The sequence below is a fragment of the Streptomyces sp. NPDC093260 genome (assembly GCF_040683715.1).
GTDB classification, from domain to species: domain Bacteria; phylum Actinomycetota; class Actinomycetes; order Streptomycetales; family Streptomycetaceae; genus Streptomyces; species Streptomyces sennicomposti.
The window spans coordinates 381,110-403,178 of the sequence record NZ_JBFBEK010000003.1; the positions used below are offsets into that span (position 1 = coordinate 381,110).

Below are 22,069 nucleotides of genomic sequence, written 5' to 3' on the forward strand. Positions count from 1 at the left end.
GGCCCCCGGGCCTGTCGTCGTCCCGGTCCCGGGGCCTGTCGTCTTCCCGTCCGCGGCGGGCCCGGTGCCCTCTTGGCCGCGGTCGGCCCGTCGCCCGGACCGTGCCGGGCCAAGTCGCAGCGCGCCGGGCCCGCGGGGTCCGGCCCCGCCCGCCCCGCGCCCGTCGGGCGGAGCGTCGGACGGGGCACTTGAAGCGTGCTTCCGCCGGTGTCCCGGCCATTGCGGCGCACTGTCCGGCGTGTGTCGATCGCCCGTACAGCATGTGGCCGGTTCCGTACCTTTCGTGACCGGACCCGGGGCCGTGCACAGTAGCCGGACGCGGACGCCGGGGCCACCCCGTGCGCAAGGATGGTGACCATGAACGCCATCATCTCCGCGGCCGATCTCGCCGCCGCCCTCGCGCGCCCGCACCCGCCGGTGCTGCTCGACGTCCGCTGGCAGCTCAGCGTGGCCAAGGCGGCCGGCGAGCCGCCCTTCGACGGGCGTGCCGCGTACGCCTCCGGGCACATCCCCGGCGCCGTCTTCGTCGACCTCGACCGTGAACTGGCCTCCGCGCCGGGCGCCCACGGCCGCCATCCGCTGCCCGACGTCGAGGTGTTCGGCGCCGCGACGCGCCGCGCCGGGGTGCGCGCCACCCGGCCGGTGGTCGTGTACGACGGCGGACAGGGCTGGGCGGCGGCGCGCGCCTGGTGGCTGCTGCGCTGGACGGGCCACCCCGACGTACGGGTCCTGGACGGCGGCCTCGCCGCCTGGGCGGGGGAGCTGGAGGCGGCGGTTCCCGAGCCCGCCGAGGGCGACTTCGCGCCGGCGCCGGGCGCGGTGCCGCTGCTGGACGCCGACGCGGCCGGGGAACTGGCGCGCTCCGGGCTGCTGTTCGACGCGCGCGCGGGGGAGCGGTACCGCGGTGACGTGGAGCCGATCGACCGCGTGGGCGGCCACATCCCGGGCGCGGTGTCCGCGCCCACGACCGAGAACGTCGGTCCGGACGGCCGTTTCCTGCCCGCGGCGGAGCTCCAGGCCCGGTTCAGGGCGCTGGGCGCGGGCGACGGCAGGGAGGTCGGCGTCTACTGCGGCTCGGGGGTCTCCGGGGCGCACGAGGTGCTGGCCCTGGACATCGCGGGGATCCCGGCGGCCCTGTACGCCGGCTCGTGGTCGGAGTGGTCCTCGGACCCGGCGAGGCCGGTGGCGGTGGGCCCGGACCCGCAGTAACGGGACCCGGGAAGGAAGGGGGGCCGTCCCTGAGAGGGGCGGCCCTCATAGGCGCACGACGGCGCTCGCGCGCCCTCACGCAGGACCCCGTCCACGCGTAGGCGGACGACGGCACGCGCGCGTGCACGGCGACGTGATGTACGCGCGCGCCCCACGTGAAGCACGCGCGTACGAACGCGGTCGCCTGCGGCGCGGGACGCGGCCGTCAACGGCGGCCGCACACGTGCACGACGACGCCCGTGCGTGCGTGCATGCCGTCGTCACACCGTCACCCAGACAACGCCGTCTCCGCCCCGCCCAGGACGGCGTCGCCGCCGCCTCCCGGGGCGCGAGTCCGGACGGTACCGCCCGGCGGCGGGACTACTCCTGCTTCTTGCGCCGCGTGCCGAACACGATCTCGTCCCAGCTCGGGACGGCGGCCCGGCGGCCGGGGCGGACGCCGTCCGCCTCGGCCTGGCGGTCGGTGGCGCCGATCAGGCGGTCGCGGTGGCTGCCGACGGAGCGCGGCATGAGGACGTCCGCGTAGGCGGACCCGGCGCCGGCGGAGGCCGCGGGGGCCGGCGGCTCCTCCAGCTCCGCCTCCTCCTCGGACTCGGCGGCGGGTTCCGGCGCCCGGTCGGGCACCACCAGGTCGCCGCGGAAGCTCGGCACCGCCTCCAGCAGGCTGGTCAGCGAGTCACGTTCGCCGGTGCTCTCCTCGGCCGGCTCGGAACTCTGCGCGGGCAGCGCCGGGCGGTCCCGGTCGCGGTGCTCCCGGTCCAGCGGGCGGTCGCGCGGCAGCCGGGCGATACGAGGCACGAACGGGAAGCTCGGCTCCGGCGCCCCGAGGTCGTCGGACTCGCCGATCAGGGCGCGCGCCTCGCCGTCGACGGCCTGCACGAGGCGGCGCGGCGGATCGTAGGTCCAGCTCGCCGAGTGCGGTTCGCCCGCGACCCGGTAGACGAGCAGCACCTCCCAGGTGCCGTCGTCGCGGCGCCAGGAGTCCCACTGGACGGTGTCCTTCTCGGCGCCGCGCAGCAGCAACCGCTCCTGGACGGCCTCGCCGAGCAGGGGGCCGGAGTTCTCACCGGGGCGGCGGACCGGGGTCTTGCGGGCGCGTTCTGCCATGAAGGCGCGCTCCGCCAGCACCGGTCCCTCGAAGCGGCGGACGCGGTCGACGGGGATGCCGGCGAGCTGGGCGACCTCTTCCGCGGTCGCACCCGCTCTTATCCGCGCCTGGATGTCGCGGGGGCGGAGATGGCTCTCCACCTCGATCTCGATCTGGCCGAGGCGGGGACGGTCGCCGCGCACGGCGGCACGGAGCCGTTCGTCGATCGGAAGCGTGTACTCCGTGCTGTCCGCAGCCTTCAGCACCAGCCGTGTGCCGTCATTGGAGACGGCCACGACACGCAGTTCGGGCATGGGGACCTCCCGGGTGGTGCCTGCCGACGTCACGTGCGTCGCTGCTTCCGCTAGTCGAGTGTGGCCTGCCCGGGTGCAGCCTGCCACAACCTTGCCGAGTTGCCCGGCGTGTCGGGCACGGGCCCTGGATCGCCGTTATGGCACGGTTACCTGTTCGCAACGCTAAGTGACCAACTCCGTCACCCTGTGCAACCAGCCCCCTCCCGGCGGTCCAGACGGGTCCCGGACACCCTGGCGGGAGACCGGACCCAGGGCTCGCAACACTACTCCATTCGGACCACGTGCGTGGATTGGCGCGCGGCCAACTTCTGGCCGGGGACGGGACTTGACCGTCCCTGACCGGATTTATCGATCATGAACGTGGCGTACTTCACGGAATCGCCAGAAACGGAACTAACCGTTTCGTCCATACGTCCCTTTCTCGTGCAGTGGGTCGATCACGCCCCGAAGGTCCGTCGATGTGTGGGAGAGGCAGGCAAGGTCCGGGTATGCGAGGAAAGCCCGACAACGGTGACGTGCCGATCGCGGCAGAGGAGGTGACGAAGAGGAGGCGGCTCGACCTGAACGCGGCTCAGGTCGCGGGCAGCGCGGTCGCGGCGGTGGTGGCCGCCAAGCTCGCCTCGTACTTCGGCGTCTACGGCACGATCCTCGGCGCCGGTGTCGTGAGCGTCATCGCCACCTGCGGCGGCACGGTCTTCCAGCACTTCTTCCGGCGCACCGGCGAGCAGATCCGCACGGTGGCCGTCGCCACCCGGCCGGGCTCCGCCGACGTACCGGCGGCCTTGCGCTCCGGCGCGCCCGTCGAGCGGACGGCGCCGCTGCCGGGCGAGTTCTCGCAGGGCACGGTCTACCGGGCCCGGATCAAGAGCTGGAAGCGGCCCCTCGTCGCGGCGGCCCTCGTCTTCGGCGTCACCATGGGCGGCATCACGGTCTACGAGACCATGTCGGGCAACAGCTTCAGCGGCGGGCACGGCACGACGGTCGGCGACGCGGTGACCGGCCGGCACGCCGCCTCGCCGTCGTCCGGCGACGACACGCCGGACCCGTCGACGTCACCGACGGCCGGCTCGACGGCCGGTGACGGCGCGTCGGGCGGCACGGCCCCGAGCGGCGCCGCCTCCGACCGCCCCGGCACCGGCACGACACCGAGCCCCGCCCCGACGCCCGACGCCGGCGCGAGCACGGGAACCGGCGGCAGGGGGAGCGCCGGAAGCGGGACGGACGGCACGGCGGGGAACGGCACGTCCGGAGACGGGACCGCGACCAGCGGCACCGGGACGGGCGGCTCCGGCACCGCCGACGGCGCGTCCGGGGCCGGCGGCACGCCCCCCGCGCCCGCTACGACCCCAGCACCCTCCGCAGGTAGTCGTTCTGGAACAGGCGCCCCGGGTCAAGGCGGTCCCGCAGCGCGGTGAACTCGCCGAAGCGCGGGTAGACGCCGGCGAAGTACTCCGCGTCCCGGGTGTGGATCTTGCCCCAGTGCGGCCGGCCCTCGTGCGCGGTGAAGATGCGCTCGGCGGAGGTGAAGTAGCGGTGGTAGGGCGTGCCGCGGAACATGTGGACGGCGATGTACGCGCTGTCGCGGCCGGAGGCGGTGGACAGGGTGATGTCGTCGGCGGGCGCGGTGCGCACCTCCACCGGGAAGCTCACCCGCAGCCCCGAGCGGTCCACCATCGCCTTCAGCTCGCGCAGCGTGTCGACCAGGGCCGCGCGCGGGACGGCGTACTCCATCTCCACGAAGCGCACCCGGCGCGGCGAGGTGAAGACCTTGTAGGGGATGTCGGTGTACGTCCGCGCGGACAGCGCCCGGCTGGAGAGGCGGGCGATCGCCGGGACGGTGGCGGGCACCGCGCGGCCGACCCAGTTGGCCGCCTGGAAGACGCCGTTGGAGAGGAGTTCGTCCTCGACCCAGCCGGCCACGCGCCCCACCGGCTTCTCGGGTCCGGCGCTGCGGTTGTTGCGCTTGGTGTTGGTGCTGCCGGTGTGCGGGAACCAGTAGAACTCGAAGTGCTCGTTCTCCGCCCACAGCTGGTCGAACTCCGCGAGCACCCGGTCCAGGGGCATGGGTTCCTCGCGGGCGGTGAGCAGGAAGACCGGCTCCACGGCGAAGGTGATCGCGGTCACGATGCCCAGCGCGCCGAGCCCTGTTCGGGCGGCCGCGAAGACCTCCGGATTCTCGGTCGACGAACAGGTGAGCACCGTGCCGTCAGCGGTGACCAGCTCCAGGCCCCTGATCTGCGCGGCGATGGAGGCGGACTCGCGGCCGGTGCCGTGGGTGCCGGTGCTGGTAGCCCCGGACACCGTCTGCTCCATGATGTCGCCCATGTTGGTGAGGGACAGTCCCTCACGCGCCAAGGCCATGTTGAGTCTCTTGAGCGGGGTGCCGGCCTCCACCGTGACCGTCATGGCGTCCCGGTCAATGGCGCGGATGCCGGTCAACAGTTGAGGGCGGATCAACACCCCGTCGGTGGCGGCGATGGAGGTGAAGGAATGCCCCGTACCGACGGCCTTCACCGTCAGACCGTCCTCGGCGGCCTCGCGCACCGCGGCCGAGAGCTCCGCCACCGAGGCCGGAGCGACCTCCCGCACGGGACGGGCGCTGACGTTGCCGCCCCAGTTACGCCACGTGCCGCTCTTCGCGCTCGTCTTGCTGCCCAACGGAGCCTCCCCGACCCGGAGCCGGCCTGCTGAGCCGGCGGTACCCGAGGAAACCGACCGCGACCGCGACGGCCCCGGACACCGCCGGAACCCCGTACCCCGAACGCGCGCCGGCCGCGTCGATCACCCAGCCGGCCACCGACGAGCCCAGCGCCACTCCGACCGCCAGGCCGGTGCTCACCCAGGTCATGCCCTCGGTCAGGTGCGCGCGCGGTACGTGCTCTTCGACGAGGGCCATCGTCGTGATCATCGTGGGAGCGACGGACAGGCCCGCAACGAACAGCGCCACGGCCAGGAACGGCAGGTTTCCGACCAGTAGGAGGGGGATCATACTCACGCCCATCGCACATATGCCCAGCAGCCAGCGGCGGGCGGGCGCCCCGGACGGCCGCAGCAGACCGAACAGCACCCCCGCCGTGCACGAGCCGGCCGCGTACAGCGCGAGCACGACGCTCGCCGCGCTCTTGTGGCCGCGGTCGTCGGCGAAGGCCACGGTGACCACGTCCACCGACCCGAAGATCGACCCGGTCGCCACGAAGGTGGCCACCAGCACCTGGAGCCCGCGCGAGCGCAGCGCCGAGCCCCCGCCGTGGTGCTCGCGCGGGTGCGGCTCCGGCTCCGTGGCCCGCTGCGCGGTCAGCCAGAAGACGCCCACGGCCAGGAAGCAGGCGGCCAGCAGCGGCCCCGCCTCCGGGAACCAGGCCGTCGACAGCCCGATGGAGACGATCGGCCCGAAGATGAAGCAGACCTCGTCCACCACCGACTCGAACGAGTAGGCGGTGTGCAGCCGAGGCGTCCCCCGGTACAGCGCCGCCCAGCGCGACCGGACCATGGCCCCCAGGGAGGGCACCGAACCGATTCCCGCCGCGCACACGAACAGCGCCCAGTCCGGCCACCGGAAGTACGCGGCCAGCAGCAGCCCCGCCGCCGCGCCCAGCGCGACCAGCGTCGCCGGCCGCAGCACCCGGCGCTGCCCGTACTGGTCGACCAGCCGGGATATCTGCGGACCGATCACCGCGGCGGACAACGCGATGGTCGCCGACAACGCGCCCGCCAGACCGTACCGGCCGGTCAGCTGGGAGATCATCGTGACGACACCGATGCCCATCATCGACAGCGGCATCCGGCCGAGGAACCCCGCGGCGCTGAAGGCCCGGGAGCCGGGGGCTGCGAACAGGGCGCGGTACGGGCTGGGCACGGTCTCTCCGGGTCCGGTAAGGCGTCTCCGGGGGGTCCGGTAAGGCGCGAAGGAAGCTGATACAGCTTACGGGCCGGGCAGTTGCGGCGCACCACCGGTCGCGGGTCGGCGACCCGGCCGCCCGTGCCGGGTGGCAGGATCGAGACATGCCTGACGCGCTCGATGTCACCCCGTACGACGCCCTGCTCCTGCTCTCGTTCGGCGGCCCGGAGGGGCCGGACGACGTGGTCCCGTTCCTGGAGAACGTGACGCGCGGGCGCGGCATCCCGAAGGAACGCCTCAAGGAGGTCGGACAGCACTACTTCCTGTTCGGCGGCGTCAGCCCCATCAACGAACAGAACCGCGCCCTGCTGGACGCCCTCCGCAAGGACTTCGCCGGGCACGGCCTGGACCTGCCGGTCTACTGGGGCAACCGCAACTGGGCGCCCTACCTCACCGAGACCCTGCGGGACATGGTCCGCGACGGCCGCCGCCGCATCCTCGTCCTGGCCACCAGCGCCTACGCCTCCTACTCGGGCTGCCGCCAGTACCGGGAGAACCTGGCCGACGCGCTCGCCACCCTGGAGGGCGAGGGGCTGGAGCTGCCGCGGATCGACAAGCTCCGGCACTACTTCAACCACCCCGGCTTCGTCGAACCCATGATCGACGGCGTGATCGAGGCCCTGGTGGACCTCCCCGAGGACGTCCGCTCCGGCGCCCACCTCGCCTTCACCACCCACTCCATCCCGACCTCCGCCGCCGACACCTCCGGACCCGTGCCGGAGCACGGCGACGGCGGCGCGTACGTCCGCCAGCACCTCGAAGTGGCGCGGCTGATCGCCGACGCCGTCCGCGAGCGCACGGGAGTGGACCACCCCTGGCAGCTCGTCTACCAGTCGCGCTCCGGCGCCCCGCACATCCCGTGGCTGGAGCCCGACATCTGCGACCACCTGGAGGAGCGGCACGCGGCCGGCGTCCCGGCCGTCGTCATGGCACCCATCGGCTTCGTCTCCGACCACATGGAGGTCCTCTACGACCTCGACACCGAGGCCACGGCCAAGGCCGCGGAGCTGGGCCTGCCGGTGCGCCGCTCGGCCACCGTCGGCGCCGACCCGCGCTTCGCCGCCGCGATCCGCGATCTGATCACCGAGCGCGCCGCCGCCGAGCGGGGCCAGCGGGTCACGCCGTGCGCCCTGGGCGCGCTCGGCGCGAGCCACGACGTCTGCCCGGTGGGCTGCTGCCCGGCCCGCACCGCCCGGCCCGCCGCCGCGGGCGCCGACAGCCCCTACGCGTGAGGACCACCGTGAGCGACGCCCTGTACACCGAACTGCTCCAGCTCGCCCTCCAGGCCGCCGGCCGCGCCGGGGAACTGCTGCGCGACGGCCGGCCGGCCGACCTGGCGGTGGCCGCCACCAAGTCCAGCCCGATCGACGTGGTCACCGAGATGGACCTGGCCGCCGAGAAGCTGATCACCGATCTGATCTCCGACCGGCGCCCCGCCGACGGCATCCTCGGCGAGGAGGGCGCTTCCAGCGAGGGCACCAGCGGCATCCGCTGGGTGATCGACCCCCTCGACGGCACGGTGAACTACCTCTACGGCCTGCCCACCTGGGCCGTCTCCGTCGCGGCCGAGCAGGACGGCGAGCCGGTCGTGGCGGTGGTGACCGCCCCGATGCGCGACGAGACGTTCCACGCCGTGCGCGGCCGCGGCGCGTGGGCCACCGGCGTGTGGGCCGGCGAGCGCAAGCTGGCCTGCCGTCCCGCGCCGCCGCTGGACCAGGCCCTGGTCTCCACCGGCTTCAACTACGTCGCCGAGGTCCGCGCCCACCAGGCCGCCGTCGCCCAGCGGCTGATCCCGCTGGTGCGCGACATCCGGCGCGGCGGCTCCGCCGCGGTCGACCTGTGCGACGTGGCCGCCGGCCGGCTGGACGGCTTCTACGAGCGCGGACTCCACCCGTGGGACTACGCCGCCGGGGACCTGATCGCCCGGGAGGCGGGCGCCGTGACGGGTGGCCGCCCCGGGGAGCGCCCCTCGGGCGAACTGACGGTCGCCGCCTCACCCGGCGTCTTCGAGCCCCTGCAGGGCCTCCTGGAGGACTTCGGCGCCTGGCACGACTGAGCGGCGGGCGCGCACCCGCGCGCATGCGAAGAGCGGGGCCCCGGCGCTGGATTCGCCGGGGCCCCGCTCTGCTCCGCGGCGCCGATCGAGTGCAGGCTGGTCATACGCCGGACACGCCGACCTCCACACCGTGTTCGGCGGCGAGGCGGCGCAGGTCGTCGAGCTCGGCCAGCTCCACCTCGACGAGGAAGTCGTCGCCCTCGTCGCGAGCCCGCGTCAGGTCGGACTCGGTCGCCTTTATGCGCTGCAGAAGTCCTGCGGTGAATGCGTCCATGCTGCGCCCCCTCGTCCTGGGTCGTGGGTCGGTGGCACGGGGGTGTGCCGTCGGGAAGGGGCGATCACGTCTCCCGCAGGTGCCCAGCGCTGCCCTGCGGGCGGCGGCGGTGCCGGACACCCACGCCCACTCTGCGGAAGCGGATTGCCATGTACCGCATGGTGGTGCGGCACATGCAGAGCGTGATCGCGGGGTGTAAAGCCGTCCTCCCCAGCCTTCCTTGCGGCAAAACCTCGGCCGCACGAGAAAAATTCGCCGTTCCCGCCCCCTTCACCCGCCGCACGCCCGGACCTCGTCGGCCGTCCCCCCGGCTTACAGCCGACTTACGGCCGAAAAGTGCAGGATGGTGGCACACACCCATGAAGACCCCTGCCCGCGTGCGCCCGAGGCGGCGCTACGCGGGTGGACACAGGAAGGACAGCGACGTGCGCGTACTCGTCGTCGAGGACGAGCAGCTGCTCGCCGATGCGGTGGCCACCGGGCTGCGCCGGGAGGCCATGGCCGTCGACGTCGTGTACGACGGTGCGGCCGCCCTGGAGCGCATCGGCGTCAACGACTACGACGTGGTCGTCCTCGACCGCGACCTCCCGCTCGTGCACGGCGACGACGTCTGCCGCCGGATCGTGGAGCTGGGCATGCCCACCCGGGTGCTGATGCTGACCGCCTCCGGCGACGTCAGCGACCGCGTCGAGGGGCTGGAGATCGGCGCCGACGACTATCTGCCCAAGCCGTTCGCGTTCAGCGAGCTGACGGCACGCGTGCGTGCCCTCGGCCGGCGCACCAGCGTCCCCCTGCCGCCCGTCCTGGAACGGGCCGGGATCAAGCTCGACCCCAACCGCCGCGAGGTCTTCCGCGACGGCAAGGAGGTCCAGCTCGCCCCCAAGGAGTTCGCCGTCCTGGAGGTGCTGATGCGCAGCGAGGGCGCCGTCGTCTCCGCCGAGCAGCTCCTGGAGAAGGCCTGGGACGAGAACACGGACCCGTTCACCAACGTCGTACGCGTCACCGTGATGACGCTGCGCCGCAAGCTGGGCGAACCCCCGGTGATCGTGACGGTGCCCGGCTCCGGCTACCGGATCTGATCCGCCGTGGCCGCCACCCCCGCGCCGCCCCAGGCGCCACCGAAGCCCACCTGGGACCCCAGGAGGCCGGAGCCGCCCTTCCCGTGGCTGCGCCCGACCATCCGCATAAGGCTCACGCTGCTGTACGGCGGCATGTTCCTGATCGCCGGCATCCTGCTGCTGTCGATCATCTACCTGCTCGCCGCGCAGGCCCTGCGCACGGGCAACCAGCCGCTGTTCAAGATCATCGACTTCAACAGCCTCAAGGTCTTCAGCCACGACTGCCCGGGCGTCAACAACGGCAACCTGTCGCTCGACGAGTTCAACGCCGCGATCAGCGCGTGCACCGACCACCAGCGCCAGGTCGCCCTGGACAGCCTCCTCAGCCGCTCGCTGCTGGCCCTGCTCGGTCTCGCCGTGATCGCGTTCGCCTTCGGCTACGCCATGGCCGGCCGGGTGCTCGCGCCGCTCGGCCGCATCACCCGCACCGCGCGCGCGGTGGCCGGCTCCGACCTGTCCCGGCGGATCGTGCTGGACGGCCCGGACGACGAGCTGAAGGAGCTGGCGGACACCTTCGACGACATGCTGGAGCGCCTCCAGCGGGCCTTCACGGCCCAGCAGCGCTTCGTCGGCAACGCCTCCCACGAGCTGCGTACCCCGCTGGCGATCAACCGCACGCTTCTGGAGGTGCACCTGTCCGACCCGAACGCCCCGATGGAGCTGCAGCAGCTCGGCAAGACCCTGCTGGCCACCAACGAGCGCAGCGAGCAGCTCGTGGAGGGCCTGCTGTTGCTCGCCCGCAGCGACAACCAGATCGTCGAGCGCAAGCCGGTGGACCTCGCCGAGGTCGCGTCGCAGGCGATCGACCAGGTGCGCGGCGAGGCGGAGGCCAAGGGCGTCGAGATCCGCGGCGAGCGGCGGCCGGCGGTCGTCCAGGGCAACGGCGTGCTGCTGGAGCGGATCGCGCTGAACCTGGTGCAGAACGCGGTGCGCTACAACGTCGCCGAGGGCGGCTGGGTGGAGGTCACCACGGACACCGAACGCGGGCAGGCGGTCCTGGTCGTCACGAACACCGGACCGGTCGTCCCGGCGTACGAGATCGACAATCTCTTCGAGCCGTTCCGGCGGTTGCGCACCGAGCGCACCGGCAGCGACAAGGGCGTGGGGCTGGGCCTGTCCATCGTCCGCTCGGTGGCGCGGGCGCACGGCGGCCACATCGCGGCGCAGCCGCGCGAGGGGGGCGGGCTCGTGATGCGAGTCACCCTGCCGATCTGAGATCATGACCTCGACATTCGAGGATGTTCGCTTTGCGCTGAATTTTCGGGCGTCCTCACCGACCTCTTCATGTGCGATCCATCACATGGACGGTTTTCCGGCCATCTACTCTGCGTGATCATGAAGGGGGTCGGAAAGCCGGGAAAATCCGGGTTTTCGGGGGCCCTGATCACGGGAAGTACACGGTGAGACCGCTTTGAACTGCGGCATTCGAACCGTGTACGGTCCCCATCGCCATCCAAGCCGATCACTCTCGAGGAGTTCGGTTGGGTGTCGATTGAGTAACAGACCTTGATGTGAGGCAAAATCTCCGCCTCAGGTCGGGCACAAGTCCGGCCTCTCACGCGTTACGTGCGCTGGAGACACCGCAGACACCCAGAGGGGGAGAGCGACATGGCAACCGATTACGACACCCCACGCAAGACCGACGACGACGTCGACTCGGACAGTCTTGAAGAACTGAAGGCCCGGCGGAACGACAAGTCGACCTCCGCCGTCGACGTCGACGAGTTCGAGGCCGCCGAGGGTCTCGAACTGCCCGGCGCCGACCTCTCCAATGAGGAACTGGCCGTCCGGGTACTGCCCAAGCAGCAGGACGAGTTCACCTGCATGAGCTGCTTCCTGGTGCACCACCGCAGCCAGCTGGCCCGCGAGAAGAACGGCCAGCCGATCTGCCGCGACTGCGACTGAGGCAGGGTCGGCCGTGACTGGCTCGACCCCTCCTTGGAAGCGCCGCTTCCCCCGTGGGAAAGCGGACTCGGAGCCGTCCGACGGCTCCTACGGCGCGCGTGACCACGAGCGAGGCCCCTCCCGTCCGTCCGAACGGACAGATGCCACGGCATCAGCGGGATCGGCCTCGCTCGAACGGGTGTCCGGGCGTGGTGACTCCGCCTCGGCGGAAGGCCCCGCGCCCCTCGCCCGGCGCCGCGTCGCGACGCTCGGCGGCAGGGCCGGCGAAACGGCCCGCACCGGCGTCCGCAAGAGCGGCAGCCTCGCCAAGGCCGGGCTGTCCCACCTCGCCGACCGCGTCATCGACATCGCCCCACGCGTACCCGTGCGCGACCTCGCCACGCTTCGCCGGCAGTTCCCGGGCCTCAGCCCCGAACAGATCGCCGACAAGCTGGTGGCCGGTGCCGCCAACGCGACGTCCACGGTCGGAGCCGGGATCGGCGCCGCGGCCATGCTGCCGGTACCGCCCGCGATGCCCACCGAACTGGCGGCCGAGATCACCGGAGTCGCCGCGATCGAGCTGAAGCTGATCGCCGAACTCCACGAGGTCTACGGAGTACGGCCGCCCGGGCCGCTCAAGGCCCGCAGCGCCGCGTATCTGTCCTCCTGGTCGGGGGAGCGCGGGATCGACGTGCGCAAGCCCATGACGATCGACGCCGCCCTCGGCGGTCAGACCAAACGCCGGCTGCGCCAGCAGATCATGAAGCGCATGGTGCGCGACCTGCCCAACCTGATGCCGTTCCTGGTGGGCGCGGCCGTCGGCGCCGTGATCAACCGGCGCGACACCAAGAAGCTCGCCGCCCGCGTCAGAGCGGACCTGCGCAAGATCCAGGTCCCCTGGGACGCCCTGCCGGAGCTGCCGCCGCTGGACGCCCCCGAGACCCCGCTGAAGCTGCGCGGCGACGACCCGTCCTGAGAGGGCGCTCCCCGCCCGGTCGGCCGCCTGCCCCAGAGGTCCTGCGCGCGCCCCGGACCCCCTGCGCGACGGCCCGTCCCCGAGGCAGTGGACGGGCGCCGGGGCGCCTACGCCGGTTCCGGCTTCGCCGCCGCCCGGGCCTGCCGCAGGGCGTCCGCCAGACGCTGCGGCTCCCGCGTCGACAGGTACAGGTACGGCGTCGGGTCCTCCGGGTCGGTGACCTCGACCCGCAACGCCGTCGGGATGTAGGCGCGCAGCAGCAGGAAGGCCCGGGTGTCGGCCTTGTGCGTACGCCAGGCGCGCGCCTCCTCCGGGTCCAGGATCTCCGCCGCCCCCAGCGCCGTCACCGGGATCTTCGCCTCGCCCGCGATCAGATGACCGCCCGCCACCCGGATCCGCAGCGAGCCGTAGGAACTGGCCACCACCGCCGCCGCCGCGGTGCCGCCGACCAGGCCGCCGAGCATCGGCAGGGTGCCGAAGGGGAAGAGGATCAGGGCGAACGAGACACCGACCAGAAAGCTGATCAGCCACCAGGAACGGGGCGCGGTGAGACGTTCTTCGTACGGCTGGGCGGAAAGCTGCATGAAGCTAGCTTGGCACGGTGTCGGCGAAGACCGCGGGCGCGGGTAAGGTCTGCGCCTGTGAGTGCCAGTTCCGCAGCTCTTCAGCCCCCCGCCGACGCCGTGAAACCCGTCCGGCACCCCGACGCCCCCGCGCCCGGGGAACTCCTCGGCGCGCACTACGGCGAGTGTTTCGGCTGCGGCGGTGACCAGCCGCACGGACTGCACCTGCAGGCCCGGGCCGGCGAGGGTGTCGCCATCACCGCCGAGTTCACCGTGCAGCCCGCCCACCAGGGCGCGCCCGGCCTCGCCCACGGCGGGCTCCTCGCCACCGCCCTCGACGAGACCCTCGGCTCGCTGAACTGGCTGCTGCGCACCATCGCCGTCACCGGTCGGCTGGAGACCGACTTCGTGCGGCCCGTGCCCGTCGGGACCACCCTCCACCTGGAGGCCGAGGTCACCGCCGTGGCCGGACGCAAGATCTACTCCCAGGCGACCGGGCGCATCGGCGGCCCCGACGGACCGGTCGCCGTCCGCGCGCAGGCCCTGTTCATCGAGGTCGAGGTCGACCACTTCGTGAACCACGGCCGCCAGGAGGAGATCCAGGCCGCCATGAACGACCCGGACCAGGTCCGTCGCGCCCGCGCCTTCGAGGTGAACCCGTGACCGGCCCCACCGCCGCCGGCCGCGGGCCCCTGGACGTGCTGATCCGGCGCGTCGACGCCGACGTACCGCTTCCGGCGTACGAGCACCCCGGCGACGCGGGCGCCGATCTGCGCACCACCGAGGCCTGCGAACTCGCGCCCGGCGAGCGGGCCGTCCTGCCCACGGGAGTGTCTGTCGCGCTCCCCGAGGGGTACGCGGCCTTCGTGCATCCGCGGTCCGGTCTCGCCGCCCGCTGCGGTGTCGCCCTCGTGAATGCCCCGGGGACGGTTGATGCCGGGTACCGTGGGGAGATCAAGGTGATCGTGGTGAATCTCGATCCGCGCGAGTCCGTGCGGTTCGAGCGCTTCGACCGGATTGCCCAACTGGTCGTCCAGCAGGTCGAGAGGGTCCGCTTCCAGGAGGTCGCGGAGCTTCCCGACTCGGCACGGGCCGAGGGGGGCTTCGGGTCCACCGGTGGCCACGCCGCGGTGGACGGCGTGAGCGGCACAAGCGGTCGGGCCGCCGACGGCGGTCAGACGGGTGGGAATAGATACGCTTCGGTCGTATCCGACCGGGAAGGACAGTGACGTGTTCGGACGTCGCAAGAAGAAGGGTGCCGCCGAGGACGCGGCCGGCGAGGCCGAGCAGGTCGTCGACAGCGTCGACACCGAGGCGGACGACGAGGGCGAGCGCGAGCGGGTGCGCCTGGAGCCGGAGCCGCGGCCCGACGGCCCCTGGGACAGCTCCGAGGTGCGCGACCCGAACGAGGGCCGGGTGGACCTCGGAGGTCTCTTCGTGCCCGGTGTCGACGGCATGGAGCTGCGGGTGGAGGTCGCGGGCGACGCGATCGTCGCGGCGACCGTCGTCCTGGGGGACAGCGCCGTACAGCTCCAGGCCTTCGCCGCGCCCAAGCGCGAGGGCATCTGGGGCGAGGTGCGCGAGGAGATCGCCGGCGGGATCACCCAGCAGGGCGGCATCGTCGACGAGGTCGAGGGACCGCTGGGCTGGGAGCTGCGCGCGCAGGTGCCGGTGCAACTGCCCGACGGCACGGGCGGTTTCCAGGTCGTGCGGTTCGTCGGCGTGGACGGTCCCCGCTGGTTCCTGCGCGGAGTGATCTCCGGCCAGGGCGCGGTGCAGCCGCAGGCGGCCGGGCTCCTGGAGCAGATCTTCCGGGACACCGTCGTGGTCCGCGGCGAGGGCCCGATGGCGCCCCGCGACCCGATCGTCCTGAAGCTGCCGAACGACGCGCAGATGGTGCCCGAGGGCGTGCAGCAGGAGGAGGGCCAGTCCCGCTTCTCCGGCGGCATGGGCCAGCTCCAGCGCGGCCCGGAGATCACCGAGGTGCGCTAGCGACCCGGCGGCGCGGAGGCCGGGCGACGGCCCGGCCACCCGGCCGCCGGGCACATGGGCCGCATCCCTGGGGGAGCGCGGCCCTTTCCGCTGCTTGCGGCACCCGTCGGCCGCGTGTCCGGTGCGGGCCACGGCCGGGTCGTCGGCGCCCCAGGTGCCGGCCTCGCTCGGTCCCCGTCCCGCAGGGTGTCGGCCCGGTCCGGATGCCGTGTGCGCGGCGCCGGCCTGGACCGCGAGCTGCCCGCCGGGCGTCGGCCCCGGCCGCACCCCGAGCGTCGGGTATCGCTGCCTTGTGGTCGGGTGCGTCCTGCCGGGGGCGGTGCCCGGGCCCTCGCCGTCAGGGATGTGTCAAAGACCGCCGCTCACCCCCTGTCCAGCGCCTTTTGTCCCGATCGCCGGTCGTAGGGTCGATCCGGCGTGCACGGACGTGACGGAAGACAATGAGGCCATGGGACGCGGCAAGCTCCGGATCTATCTCGGCGCGGCACCGGGCGTGGGCAAGACCTACGCGATGCTCTCCGAGGCGCACCGCCGGGTCGAACGCGGCACCGACTGCGTCGTGGCGTTCGTGGAACACCACGGCCGCCCGCGCACCGAGGTGATGCTGCACGGCCTGGAACAGGTCCCCCGCATCGAGCTGACCCACCGCGGCGGCACCTTCACCGAGATGGACGTGGACGCCGTGCTGCGCCGCGCCCCCGCCGTCGCCCTCGTGGACGAACTCGCCCACACCAACGTCCCCGGCTCCCGCAACGAGAAGCGCTGGCAGGACGCGGAGGAACTGCTCGCCGCCGGCATCGACGTCGTCTCCACCGTCAACATCCAGCACCTGGAATCCCTCGGCGACGTCGTCGAGGCCATCACCGGAGTCCGGCAGCGCGAGACCGTGCCCGACGAGATCGTCCGCCGCGCCGACCAGATCGAACTGGTCGACATGTCGCCCGAGGCGCTGCGCCGCCGTATGGCGCACGGCAACATCTACCAGCCCGACAAGGTCGACGCGGCCCTGTCCAACTACTTCCGCCCGGGCAACCTCACGGGGCTGCGCGAACTCGCCCTGCTGTGGGTGGCCGACCGCGTCGACGAGTACCTCCAGCGCTACCGCAGCGAACACCAGGTCTCGCGGATCTGGGGCTCGCGCGAGCGGATCGTGGTCGGACTGACCGGCGGCCCCGAGGGACGCACCCTGATCCGCCGCGCCGTCCGCCTCGCCGAGAAGGGCGCCGGCGGCGAGGTGACGGCCGTCTACGTCGCCCGCAGCGACGGACTCACCTCCGCCTCCCCCAAGGAGCTGGCCCTCCAGCGCACCCTCGTGGAGGACCTGGGCGGCACCTTCCACCACGTGGTCGGCGACGACATACCGGCCGCGCTGCTCGACTTCGCACGCGGCGTCAACGCCACCCAGATCGTGCTCGGCTCCTCGCGCCGCAAGACCTGGCAGTACGTCTTCGGGCCAGGCGTCGGCGCCACGGTCGCCCGTGAGTCCGGCCCCGACCTCGACGTGCACATCGTCACCCACGGGCAGATAGCCAAGGGCCGCGGCCTGCCCGTGGCCCGGGGGGCGCGGCTCGGCCGGGCCCGGATCGTGTCCGGCTGGCTGATGGCGGTGGCCGGCCCGGCGCTGCTCGGGCTGCTGCTCAGCACCGTGGATCTCGGCCTCGCCAACGACATGCTGCTGTTCCTGGCCCTGACGGTGGCGGCGGCCCTGCTCGGCGGTCTGCTCCCGGCGCTCGCCTCGGCGGCCGTCGGATCGTTTCTCCTCAACTACTTCTACACACCCCCGCTGCACCGGCTCACCATCGCCGACCCCAAGAACATCGTCGCCATAGCGATCTTCGTCGGCGTCGCCGTGTCGGTGGCCTCCGTGGTGGACCTGGCCGCCCGCCGCACCCACCAGGCCGCCCGGCTGCGCGCCGAGGCGGAGATACTGTCCTTCCTCGCCGGCAGCGTCCTGCGCGGCGAGACCAGCCTCGAAGCACTGCTGGAACGGGTCCGCGAGACCTTCGGCATGGACTCGGTGGCCCTGCTGGAACGGCAGAGCGACGTGGACCCCTGGACCTGCGCCGGCCGGGTCGGCGCCGACCGGCCCCTCCAGCGCCCCGAGGACGCCGACGTGGACATGCCGGTCGGCGACCACATGGCGCTCGCGCTCACCGGCCGGGTGCTGCCCGCCTCCGACCGCCGGGTGCTCGCCGCCTTCGCCGCCCAGGCCGCCGTCGTGCTGGATCGCCGCCGCCTTCAGGAGGAGGCCGACCGGGCCCGCGCCCTCGCCGAGGGCAACCGCATCCGCACCGCGCTGCTCGCCGCCGTCAGCCACGATCTGCGCACCCCGCTCGCCGGGATCAAGGCCGCCGTCTCCTCGCTGCGCTCCGAGGACGTCGAGTGGTCCGAGGAGGACCGGGCCGAACTGCTCGGCGGCATCGAGGAGGGCGCCGACCGCCTCGACCACCTGGTGGGGAACCTGCTGGACATGTCCCGGCTCCAGACCGGCACCGTCACCCCGCTGATCCGCGAGATCGACCTCGACGAGGTGGTGCCGATGGCGCTCGGCGGTGTCCCCGAGGCCAGTGTGGAACTGGACGTGCCCGAGACGCTGCCGATGGTCGCCGTGGACGCCGGGCTGCTGGAGCGCGCCATGGCCAACATCGTGGAGAACGCCGTGAAGTACAGCCCGGCGCGCGCACCGGTCCTGGTGTCCGCCAGCGCCATCGCCGACCGGGTGGAGGTACGGGTCGTGGACCGCGGGCCCGGCGTTCCGGACGACGCCAAGGACCGTATCTTCGAACCGTTCCAGCGCTACGGCGACGCCCCGCGCGGGGCGGGCGTCGGCCTCGGACTCGCGGTGGCCCGCGGCTTCGCCGAGGCCATGGGCGGCACCCTCGGCGCCGAGGACACCCCGGGCGGCGGCCTCACCATGGTGCTCACCGTCCGCGCCGCCGGCCCCCGCCCCGAACAGGACGATCCCGCACCCGGCCGCGCGGAGGAGCAGGACCGTGCGGAGCCGAGCCGTGCGGAAGCGGACCGCCCCGGACCCGGCGGCCGTGCGGAACAGGACCGCCCCGAGAGCGCACAGAGCAGCCCCGTACACCCCGAAAGGCAGGTTTCATGACCAGGGTGCTGGTGGTCGACGACGAGCCGCAGATCGTGCGCGCCCTCGTGATCAACCTCAAGGCCCGCACGTACGAGGTCGACGCCGCGGGCGACGGCCGTACCGCCCTCGACCTGGCCGCCTCCCGCCACCCCGACGTGATCGTCCTCGACCTCGGGCTGCCCGACATGGACGGCGTCGAGGTGATCAGGGGCCTGCGCGGCTGGACCCGGGTGCCGATCCTCGTCCTGTCCGCCCGGCACTCCTCCGACGAGAAGGTCGAGGCGCTGGACGCCGGCGCCGACGACTACGTCACCAAGCCCTTCGGCATGGACGAGCTGCTGGCCCGGCTGCGCGCCGCCGTCCGCCGGGCCGAGCCGGTGGGCGCGGGCGACGACGAGGTCACCACGGTGGAGACCGAGCAGTTCACCGTCGACCTGGCCGCGAAGAAGGTCAACCGCGCGGGCAGGGACGTACGCCTCACCCCGACCGAGTGGCATCTGCTCGAGGTGCTGGTCCGCAACACCGGCCGCCTGGTCAGCCAGAAGCAGCTGCTCCAGGAGGTGTGGGGGCCGTCGTACGGGACCGAGACGAACTACCTGCGCGTCTACATGGCCCAGCTGCGCCGCAAGCTGGAGGCCGACCCCTCGCACCCCAAGCACTTCGTCACCGAGCCCGGCATGGGCTACCGCTTCGAGAGGTGAGCGCGGTTACGGCGTCCTGCGCACACCCCGGTACGCTTCAGATATGAGTGCTGTTCCGCGTTCCGAAAAGCCGGTGGGCCGGTTCCGGCGCATGCTCGACCGGCTCTCCTCGTCCCAGGAGGACCTGGAGTCGCAGGAGCTGCGGGAGGACGCCGAGACCGCCGGATGCACCCGTATCGGTGACTGTCACGACCGCCAGGTCGTCACCGTTACTGGTACCTTGCGCACGGTCACCCTGCGCCCGCGCGCCGGAGTCCCCGCCTTGGAGGCGGAGCTGTTCGACGGCTCCGCCGCCCTGGACGTGGTGTGGCTCGGCAGGCGCTCCATCGTCGGGATAGAACCGGGGCGCAAGCTGATCGCATCGGGCCGGATCTCCATGAGCCGGGGCCGCCGGGTGCTGTTCAACCCCAAGTACGAACTGCGACCCCTCGGACGGGAGTAGCCCGTGACGTCACTCGACAAGCCGACCGAAGACACGACCGCCGACGCCGAGGCCAGGGCGGTGACGGAGGCCGCGCTGTTCGAGGCGTTCGGCGGAGTGCGGGGCATGGTGGAGACGGTCCTGCCGGGCCTGCTCTTCGTCACCATCTTCACGATCAACAAGGACCTGCACTGGTCCGCGATCGCCGCGCTCGTGGTCTCCCTCGGGCTGGTCGCGGTCCGGCTGGCGATGCGGGACACCGTCAAGCACGCCTTCAGCGGCGTCTTCGGCGTGGCCTTCGGCGTGGTCTTCGCGATGATGACCGGCAACGCCAAGGACTTCTACCTGCCCGGCATGCTCTACACCCTGGGGCTGAGCGTGGCGTACATCGTCACCGCGCTCGCCGGGGTGCCGCTGATCGGTCTGATCCTCGGCCCGGTCTTCAAGGAGAACCTCTCCTGGCGCACCCGCAACCCGGGCCGCAGGAAGGCGTACACCAAGGCCAGTTGGGCCTGGGGCCTGATCCTGTTCGCCAAGTGCGCGATCCTCTTCCCGCTGTACTGGTGGGCGGACACCGCCCAGCTCGGCTGGGTCCTGGTCATCCTGAAGATCCCGCCGTTCCTGCTCGCGGTGTACCTGACCTGGGTGTTCCTGGCGAAGGCGCCGCCGCCCATCGACGTGTTCGCGGAGATGGAGGCGGAGGAGAAGGCCGAGGAGGAGCGCAAGGCGGCCGCCCCCGTGGCGGAGCGCGGTGAGACGCCGGGCGCGCCCGGTGCGGCCGACGGCCCGGCCGCGGGCCGGCACCGCCGGGAGGCGTAGCCGCCCAGCGGGACCGTACGGCGCCTGACGACGACGCGAGGGGCGCCCGGACATCTCCGGGCGCCCCTCGCGTCGTGGAGCCGAACGCGCAGGGCCCCTCAGCCCTCCAGGTCCGCGCGCCGCACCGACAGCAGGTCCTCCAGCTGCTCCTCGCGGGCCTGCGCGGCCACGAACAGCAGTTCGTCACCCGGCTCCAGCGAGTCGTCCTGCGACGGGGTGAGCACCCGGGTGCCGCGGATGATGGTGACCAGCGAGGTGTCCTCCGGCCACTGCACGTCGCCGACCTGGGTGCCGGCCAGCGCCGACTCCTCCGGCAGGGTCAGCTCGACCAGGTTGGCGTCGCCGTGGCTGAAACGCAGCAGCCGGACCAGATCGCCGACGCTCACCGCCTCCTCCACCAGGGCGGACATCAGCCGCGGCGTCGACACGGCGACGTCCACGCCCCACGCCTCGTTGAAGAGCCACTCGTTCTTCGGGTTGTTCACCCGGGCGACCACGCGCGGGACGCCGTACTCCGTCTTCGCCAGCAGGGAGACGACCAGGTTGACCTTGTCGTCGCCGGTCGCGGCGATCACCACGTTGCAGCGCTGCAACGCGGCCTCGTCCAGGGACGTGATCTCACAGGCGTCGGCCAGCAGCCACTCGGCCTGCGGCACGCGCTCGACCGAGATGGCGGTCGGCGCCTTGTCGACGAGAAGGACCTCGTGGCCGTTCTCCAGCAGCTCGGCCGCGATCGAACGACCGACCGCTCCGGCACCGGCAATGGCGACCCTCATCAGTGACCGCTCTCCTCTTCGGGGCCCTCGGCGAACGCCGCCTCGACCTTCTCCACCTCGTCCGTCCGCATCATCACGTGCACGAGGTCGCCCTCCTGCAGCACCGTCTGCGACGACGGGAGCATCGACTCGCCGAGCCGGGTCAGGAACGCCACCCGGACGCCCGTCTCCTCCTGCAGCTTGCTGATCTTGTGGCCGACCCACTTCGGGGAGGCGTGCACCTCGGCGAGCTGGACCCCGCCGGTGGGGTCGCGCCACAGCGGCTCCGCACCCGAGGGAAGCAGCCGCCGCAGCATCTGGTCGGCCGTCCAGCGGACCGTGGCCACCGTCGGGATGCCCAGGCGCTGGTAGACCTCGGCGCGGCGGGGGTCGTAGATCCGGGCCGCGACGTTCTGCACGCCGAACATCTCGCGGGCCACCCGCGCGGAGATGATGTTGGAGTTGTCGCCGCTGGAGACGGCCGCGAAGGCGCCGGCCTCCTCGATGCCCGCCTCGCGCAGGGTGTCCTGGTCGAAGCCGATCCCGGTGACCCGGCGGCCGCCGAATCCAGGGCCCAGCCGACGGAAGGCGGTGGGGTCCTGGTCGATCACGGCGACCGTGTGCCCCTGTTGCTCCAGGGTCTGGGCGAGAGCGGAACCCACTCTCCCGCAGCCCATGATGACGATGTGCACGACCGTCCTTCCGGTGTCAATAGCTACTGCTCAGCCCCATCAGGGTCTCAGACAGAGGGACAAGCTACACATGCCCGGTACGGGAGGGGCACCCCCGTGCCGCATCGCGGGACGCGTCCGCCGCCCCGCCGCCGCGAGCGGTCGTACGGCCCGGGAGGGCCCGGACCGGGGCGCGGGCGCCCCGCGAGCGCGGGCGGGCGGCTGCCTCCGGACGCCTTG

At 72.7% G+C, this 22,069-nt stretch carries 22 protein-coding genes; 15 read left to right on the forward strand and 7 right to left on the reverse strand.

What is annotated here, in order from left to right; all coding sequences use genetic code 11:
* Positions 1–357 precede the first annotated feature (357 nt).
* Positions 358–1,209, forward strand: a complete 852-nt coding sequence (locus tag AB0N63_RS05895) for a sulfurtransferase (protein ID WP_365524598.1) — start codon at positions 358–360, stop codon at positions 1,207–1,209.
* A gap of 360 nt (positions 1,210–1,569) precedes the next feature.
* On the opposite strand, the gene sepH is transcribed toward AB0N63_RS05895, so the two are convergent.
* Complete coding sequence (sepH, locus tag AB0N63_RS05900; protein WP_019981861.1) at positions 1,570–2,610, reverse strand: septation protein SepH; 1,041 nt, start codon at positions 2,608–2,610, stop codon at positions 1,570–1,572.
* 488 nt (positions 2,611–3,098) lie between these two features.
* On the opposite strand from sepH, the gene AB0N63_RS05905 reads away from it, so the two are divergent.
* Positions 3,099–4,025, forward strand: coding sequence for a hypothetical protein (locus AB0N63_RS05905; protein WP_365524601.1), 927 nt, complete (start codon positions 3,099–3,101; stop codon positions 4,023–4,025).
* Here the strand turns inward: AB0N63_RS05905 and AB0N63_RS05910 are convergent.
* Together AB0N63_RS05910 and AB0N63_RS05915 are read right to left on the reverse strand one after the other, a co-directional pair.
* Positions 3,949–5,268, reverse strand: a complete 1,320-nt coding sequence (locus tag AB0N63_RS05910; protein WP_365524604.1) for a D-arabinono-1,4-lactone oxidase — start codon at positions 5,266–5,268, stop codon at positions 3,949–3,951. The two genes, AB0N63_RS05905 and AB0N63_RS05910, sit on opposite strands and share 77 nt — an antisense overlap.
* Complete coding sequence (locus tag AB0N63_RS05915) at positions 5,228–6,466, reverse strand: MFS transporter (RefSeq protein ID WP_365524607.1); 1,239 nt, start codon at positions 6,464–6,466, stop codon at positions 5,228–5,230. The genes AB0N63_RS05910 and AB0N63_RS05915 overlap by 41 nt, the downstream gene beginning before the upstream one ends.
* Before the next feature lie 146 nt (positions 6,467–6,612).
* On the opposite strand from AB0N63_RS05915, the gene AB0N63_RS05920 reads away from it, so the two are divergent.
* Complete coding sequence (locus AB0N63_RS05920; RefSeq protein ID WP_365524609.1) at positions 6,613–7,740, forward strand: ferrochelatase; 1,128 nt, start codon at positions 6,613–6,615, stop codon at positions 7,738–7,740.
* A gap of 8 nt (positions 7,741–7,748) precedes the next feature.
* A complete protein-coding gene (locus AB0N63_RS05925) occupies positions 7,749–8,564 on the forward strand; it encodes an inositol monophosphatase family protein (RefSeq protein ID WP_365524612.1) in 816 nt (271 codons plus the stop codon).
* 100 nt (positions 8,565–8,664) lie between these two features.
* Here AB0N63_RS05925 and AB0N63_RS05930 read toward each other — a convergent pair whose 3' ends face one another.
* Complete coding sequence (locus AB0N63_RS05930) at positions 8,665–8,838, reverse strand: hypothetical protein (protein WP_019981855.1); 174 nt, start codon at positions 8,836–8,838, stop codon at positions 8,665–8,667.
* A gap of 425 nt (positions 8,839–9,263) precedes the next feature.
* Here AB0N63_RS05930 and AB0N63_RS05935 point away from each other — a divergent pair, with 425 nt between their 5' ends.
* The 4 genes from AB0N63_RS05935 to AB0N63_RS05950 all read left to right on the forward strand — a co-directional run bounded on the left by AB0N63_RS05935 (position 9,264) and on the right by AB0N63_RS05950 (position 12,816).
* Complete coding sequence (locus AB0N63_RS05935; RefSeq protein WP_009191109.1) at positions 9,264–9,917, forward strand: response regulator transcription factor; 654 nt, start codon at positions 9,264–9,266, stop codon at positions 9,915–9,917.
* A gap of 6 nt (positions 9,918–9,923) precedes the next feature.
* Positions 9,924–11,171, forward strand: coding sequence for a HAMP domain-containing sensor histidine kinase (locus AB0N63_RS05940; RefSeq protein WP_365524615.1), 1,248 nt, complete (start codon positions 9,924–9,926; stop codon positions 11,169–11,171).
* A gap of 393 nt (positions 11,172–11,564) precedes the next feature.
* Complete coding sequence (locus AB0N63_RS05945; RefSeq protein WP_005481602.1) at positions 11,565–11,861, forward strand: DUF4193 domain-containing protein; 297 nt, start codon at positions 11,565–11,567, stop codon at positions 11,859–11,861.
* A gap of 13 nt (positions 11,862–11,874) precedes the next feature.
* Positions 11,875–12,816, forward strand: coding sequence for a hypothetical protein (locus AB0N63_RS05950; RefSeq protein WP_365524617.1), 942 nt, complete (start codon positions 11,875–11,877; stop codon positions 12,814–12,816).
* Positions 12,817–12,923: 107 nt separating this feature from the next.
* Here AB0N63_RS05950 and AB0N63_RS05955 read toward each other — a convergent pair whose 3' ends face one another.
* Positions 12,924–13,400 carry a DUF3093 domain-containing protein gene (locus AB0N63_RS05955; protein ID WP_365524620.1) on the reverse strand — a complete coding sequence of 159 codons (477 nt, stop codon included), beginning with the start codon at positions 13,398–13,400 and terminating at the stop codon, positions 12,924–12,926.
* Between the two features lie 57 nt (positions 13,401–13,457).
* Between AB0N63_RS05955 and AB0N63_RS05960 the strand changes: the two genes are divergently transcribed.
* From AB0N63_RS05960 to AB0N63_RS05990, 7 genes are all read left to right on the forward strand, one after another.
* Positions 13,458–14,042, forward strand: a complete 585-nt coding sequence (locus AB0N63_RS05960) for a PaaI family thioesterase (RefSeq protein ID WP_365524623.1) — start codon at positions 13,458–13,460, stop codon at positions 14,040–14,042.
* On the forward strand, positions 14,039–14,608 hold the full coding sequence (dut, locus tag AB0N63_RS05965; RefSeq protein WP_365524626.1) for a dUTP diphosphatase: 570 nt from the start codon (positions 14,039–14,041) through the stop codon (positions 14,606–14,608). The genes AB0N63_RS05960 and dut overlap by 4 nt, the downstream gene beginning before the upstream one ends.
* A gap of 1 nt (position 14,609) precedes the next feature.
* A complete protein-coding gene (locus tag AB0N63_RS05970) occupies positions 14,610–15,371 on the forward strand; it encodes a DUF3710 domain-containing protein (protein WP_365524629.1) in 762 nt (253 codons plus the stop codon).
* A gap of 448 nt (positions 15,372–15,819) precedes the next feature.
* The gene (locus AB0N63_RS05975; protein ID WP_365524632.1) at positions 15,820–18,480 is read left to right on the forward strand and encodes an ATP-binding protein; all 2,661 of its coding nucleotides are present in this window, start codon (positions 15,820–15,822) and stop codon (positions 18,478–18,480) included.
* Positions 18,477–19,163 carry a response regulator gene (locus tag AB0N63_RS05980; RefSeq protein ID WP_365524634.1) on the forward strand — a complete coding sequence of 229 codons (687 nt, stop codon included), beginning with the start codon at positions 18,477–18,479 and terminating at the stop codon, positions 19,161–19,163. The genes AB0N63_RS05975 and AB0N63_RS05980 overlap by 4 nt, the downstream gene beginning before the upstream one ends.
* Before the next feature lie 43 nt (positions 19,164–19,206).
* Positions 19,207–19,605: an OB-fold nucleic acid binding domain-containing protein gene (locus AB0N63_RS05985; protein WP_365524636.1), complete on the forward strand. Its 399-nt coding sequence runs from the start codon at positions 19,207–19,209 to the stop codon at positions 19,603–19,605.
* Positions 19,606–19,608: 3 nt separating this feature from the next.
* Positions 19,609–20,403, forward strand: a complete 795-nt coding sequence (locus AB0N63_RS05990) for a DUF3159 domain-containing protein (RefSeq protein ID WP_365524638.1) — start codon at positions 19,609–19,611, stop codon at positions 20,401–20,403.
* A 98-nt stretch (positions 20,404–20,501) separates the two neighbouring features.
* On the opposite strand, the gene AB0N63_RS05995 is transcribed toward AB0N63_RS05990, so the two are convergent.
* Positions 20,502–21,179, reverse strand: coding sequence for a TrkA family potassium uptake protein (locus tag AB0N63_RS05995; RefSeq protein WP_365524641.1), 678 nt, complete (start codon positions 21,177–21,179; stop codon positions 20,502–20,504).
* Complete coding sequence (locus AB0N63_RS06000) at positions 21,179–21,850, reverse strand: TrkA family potassium uptake protein (protein ID WP_009191122.1); 672 nt, start codon at positions 21,848–21,850, stop codon at positions 21,179–21,181. Before AB0N63_RS06000 ends, AB0N63_RS05995 begins: the two co-directional genes overlap by 1 nt.
* Positions 21,851–22,069: the final 219 nt, after the last annotated feature.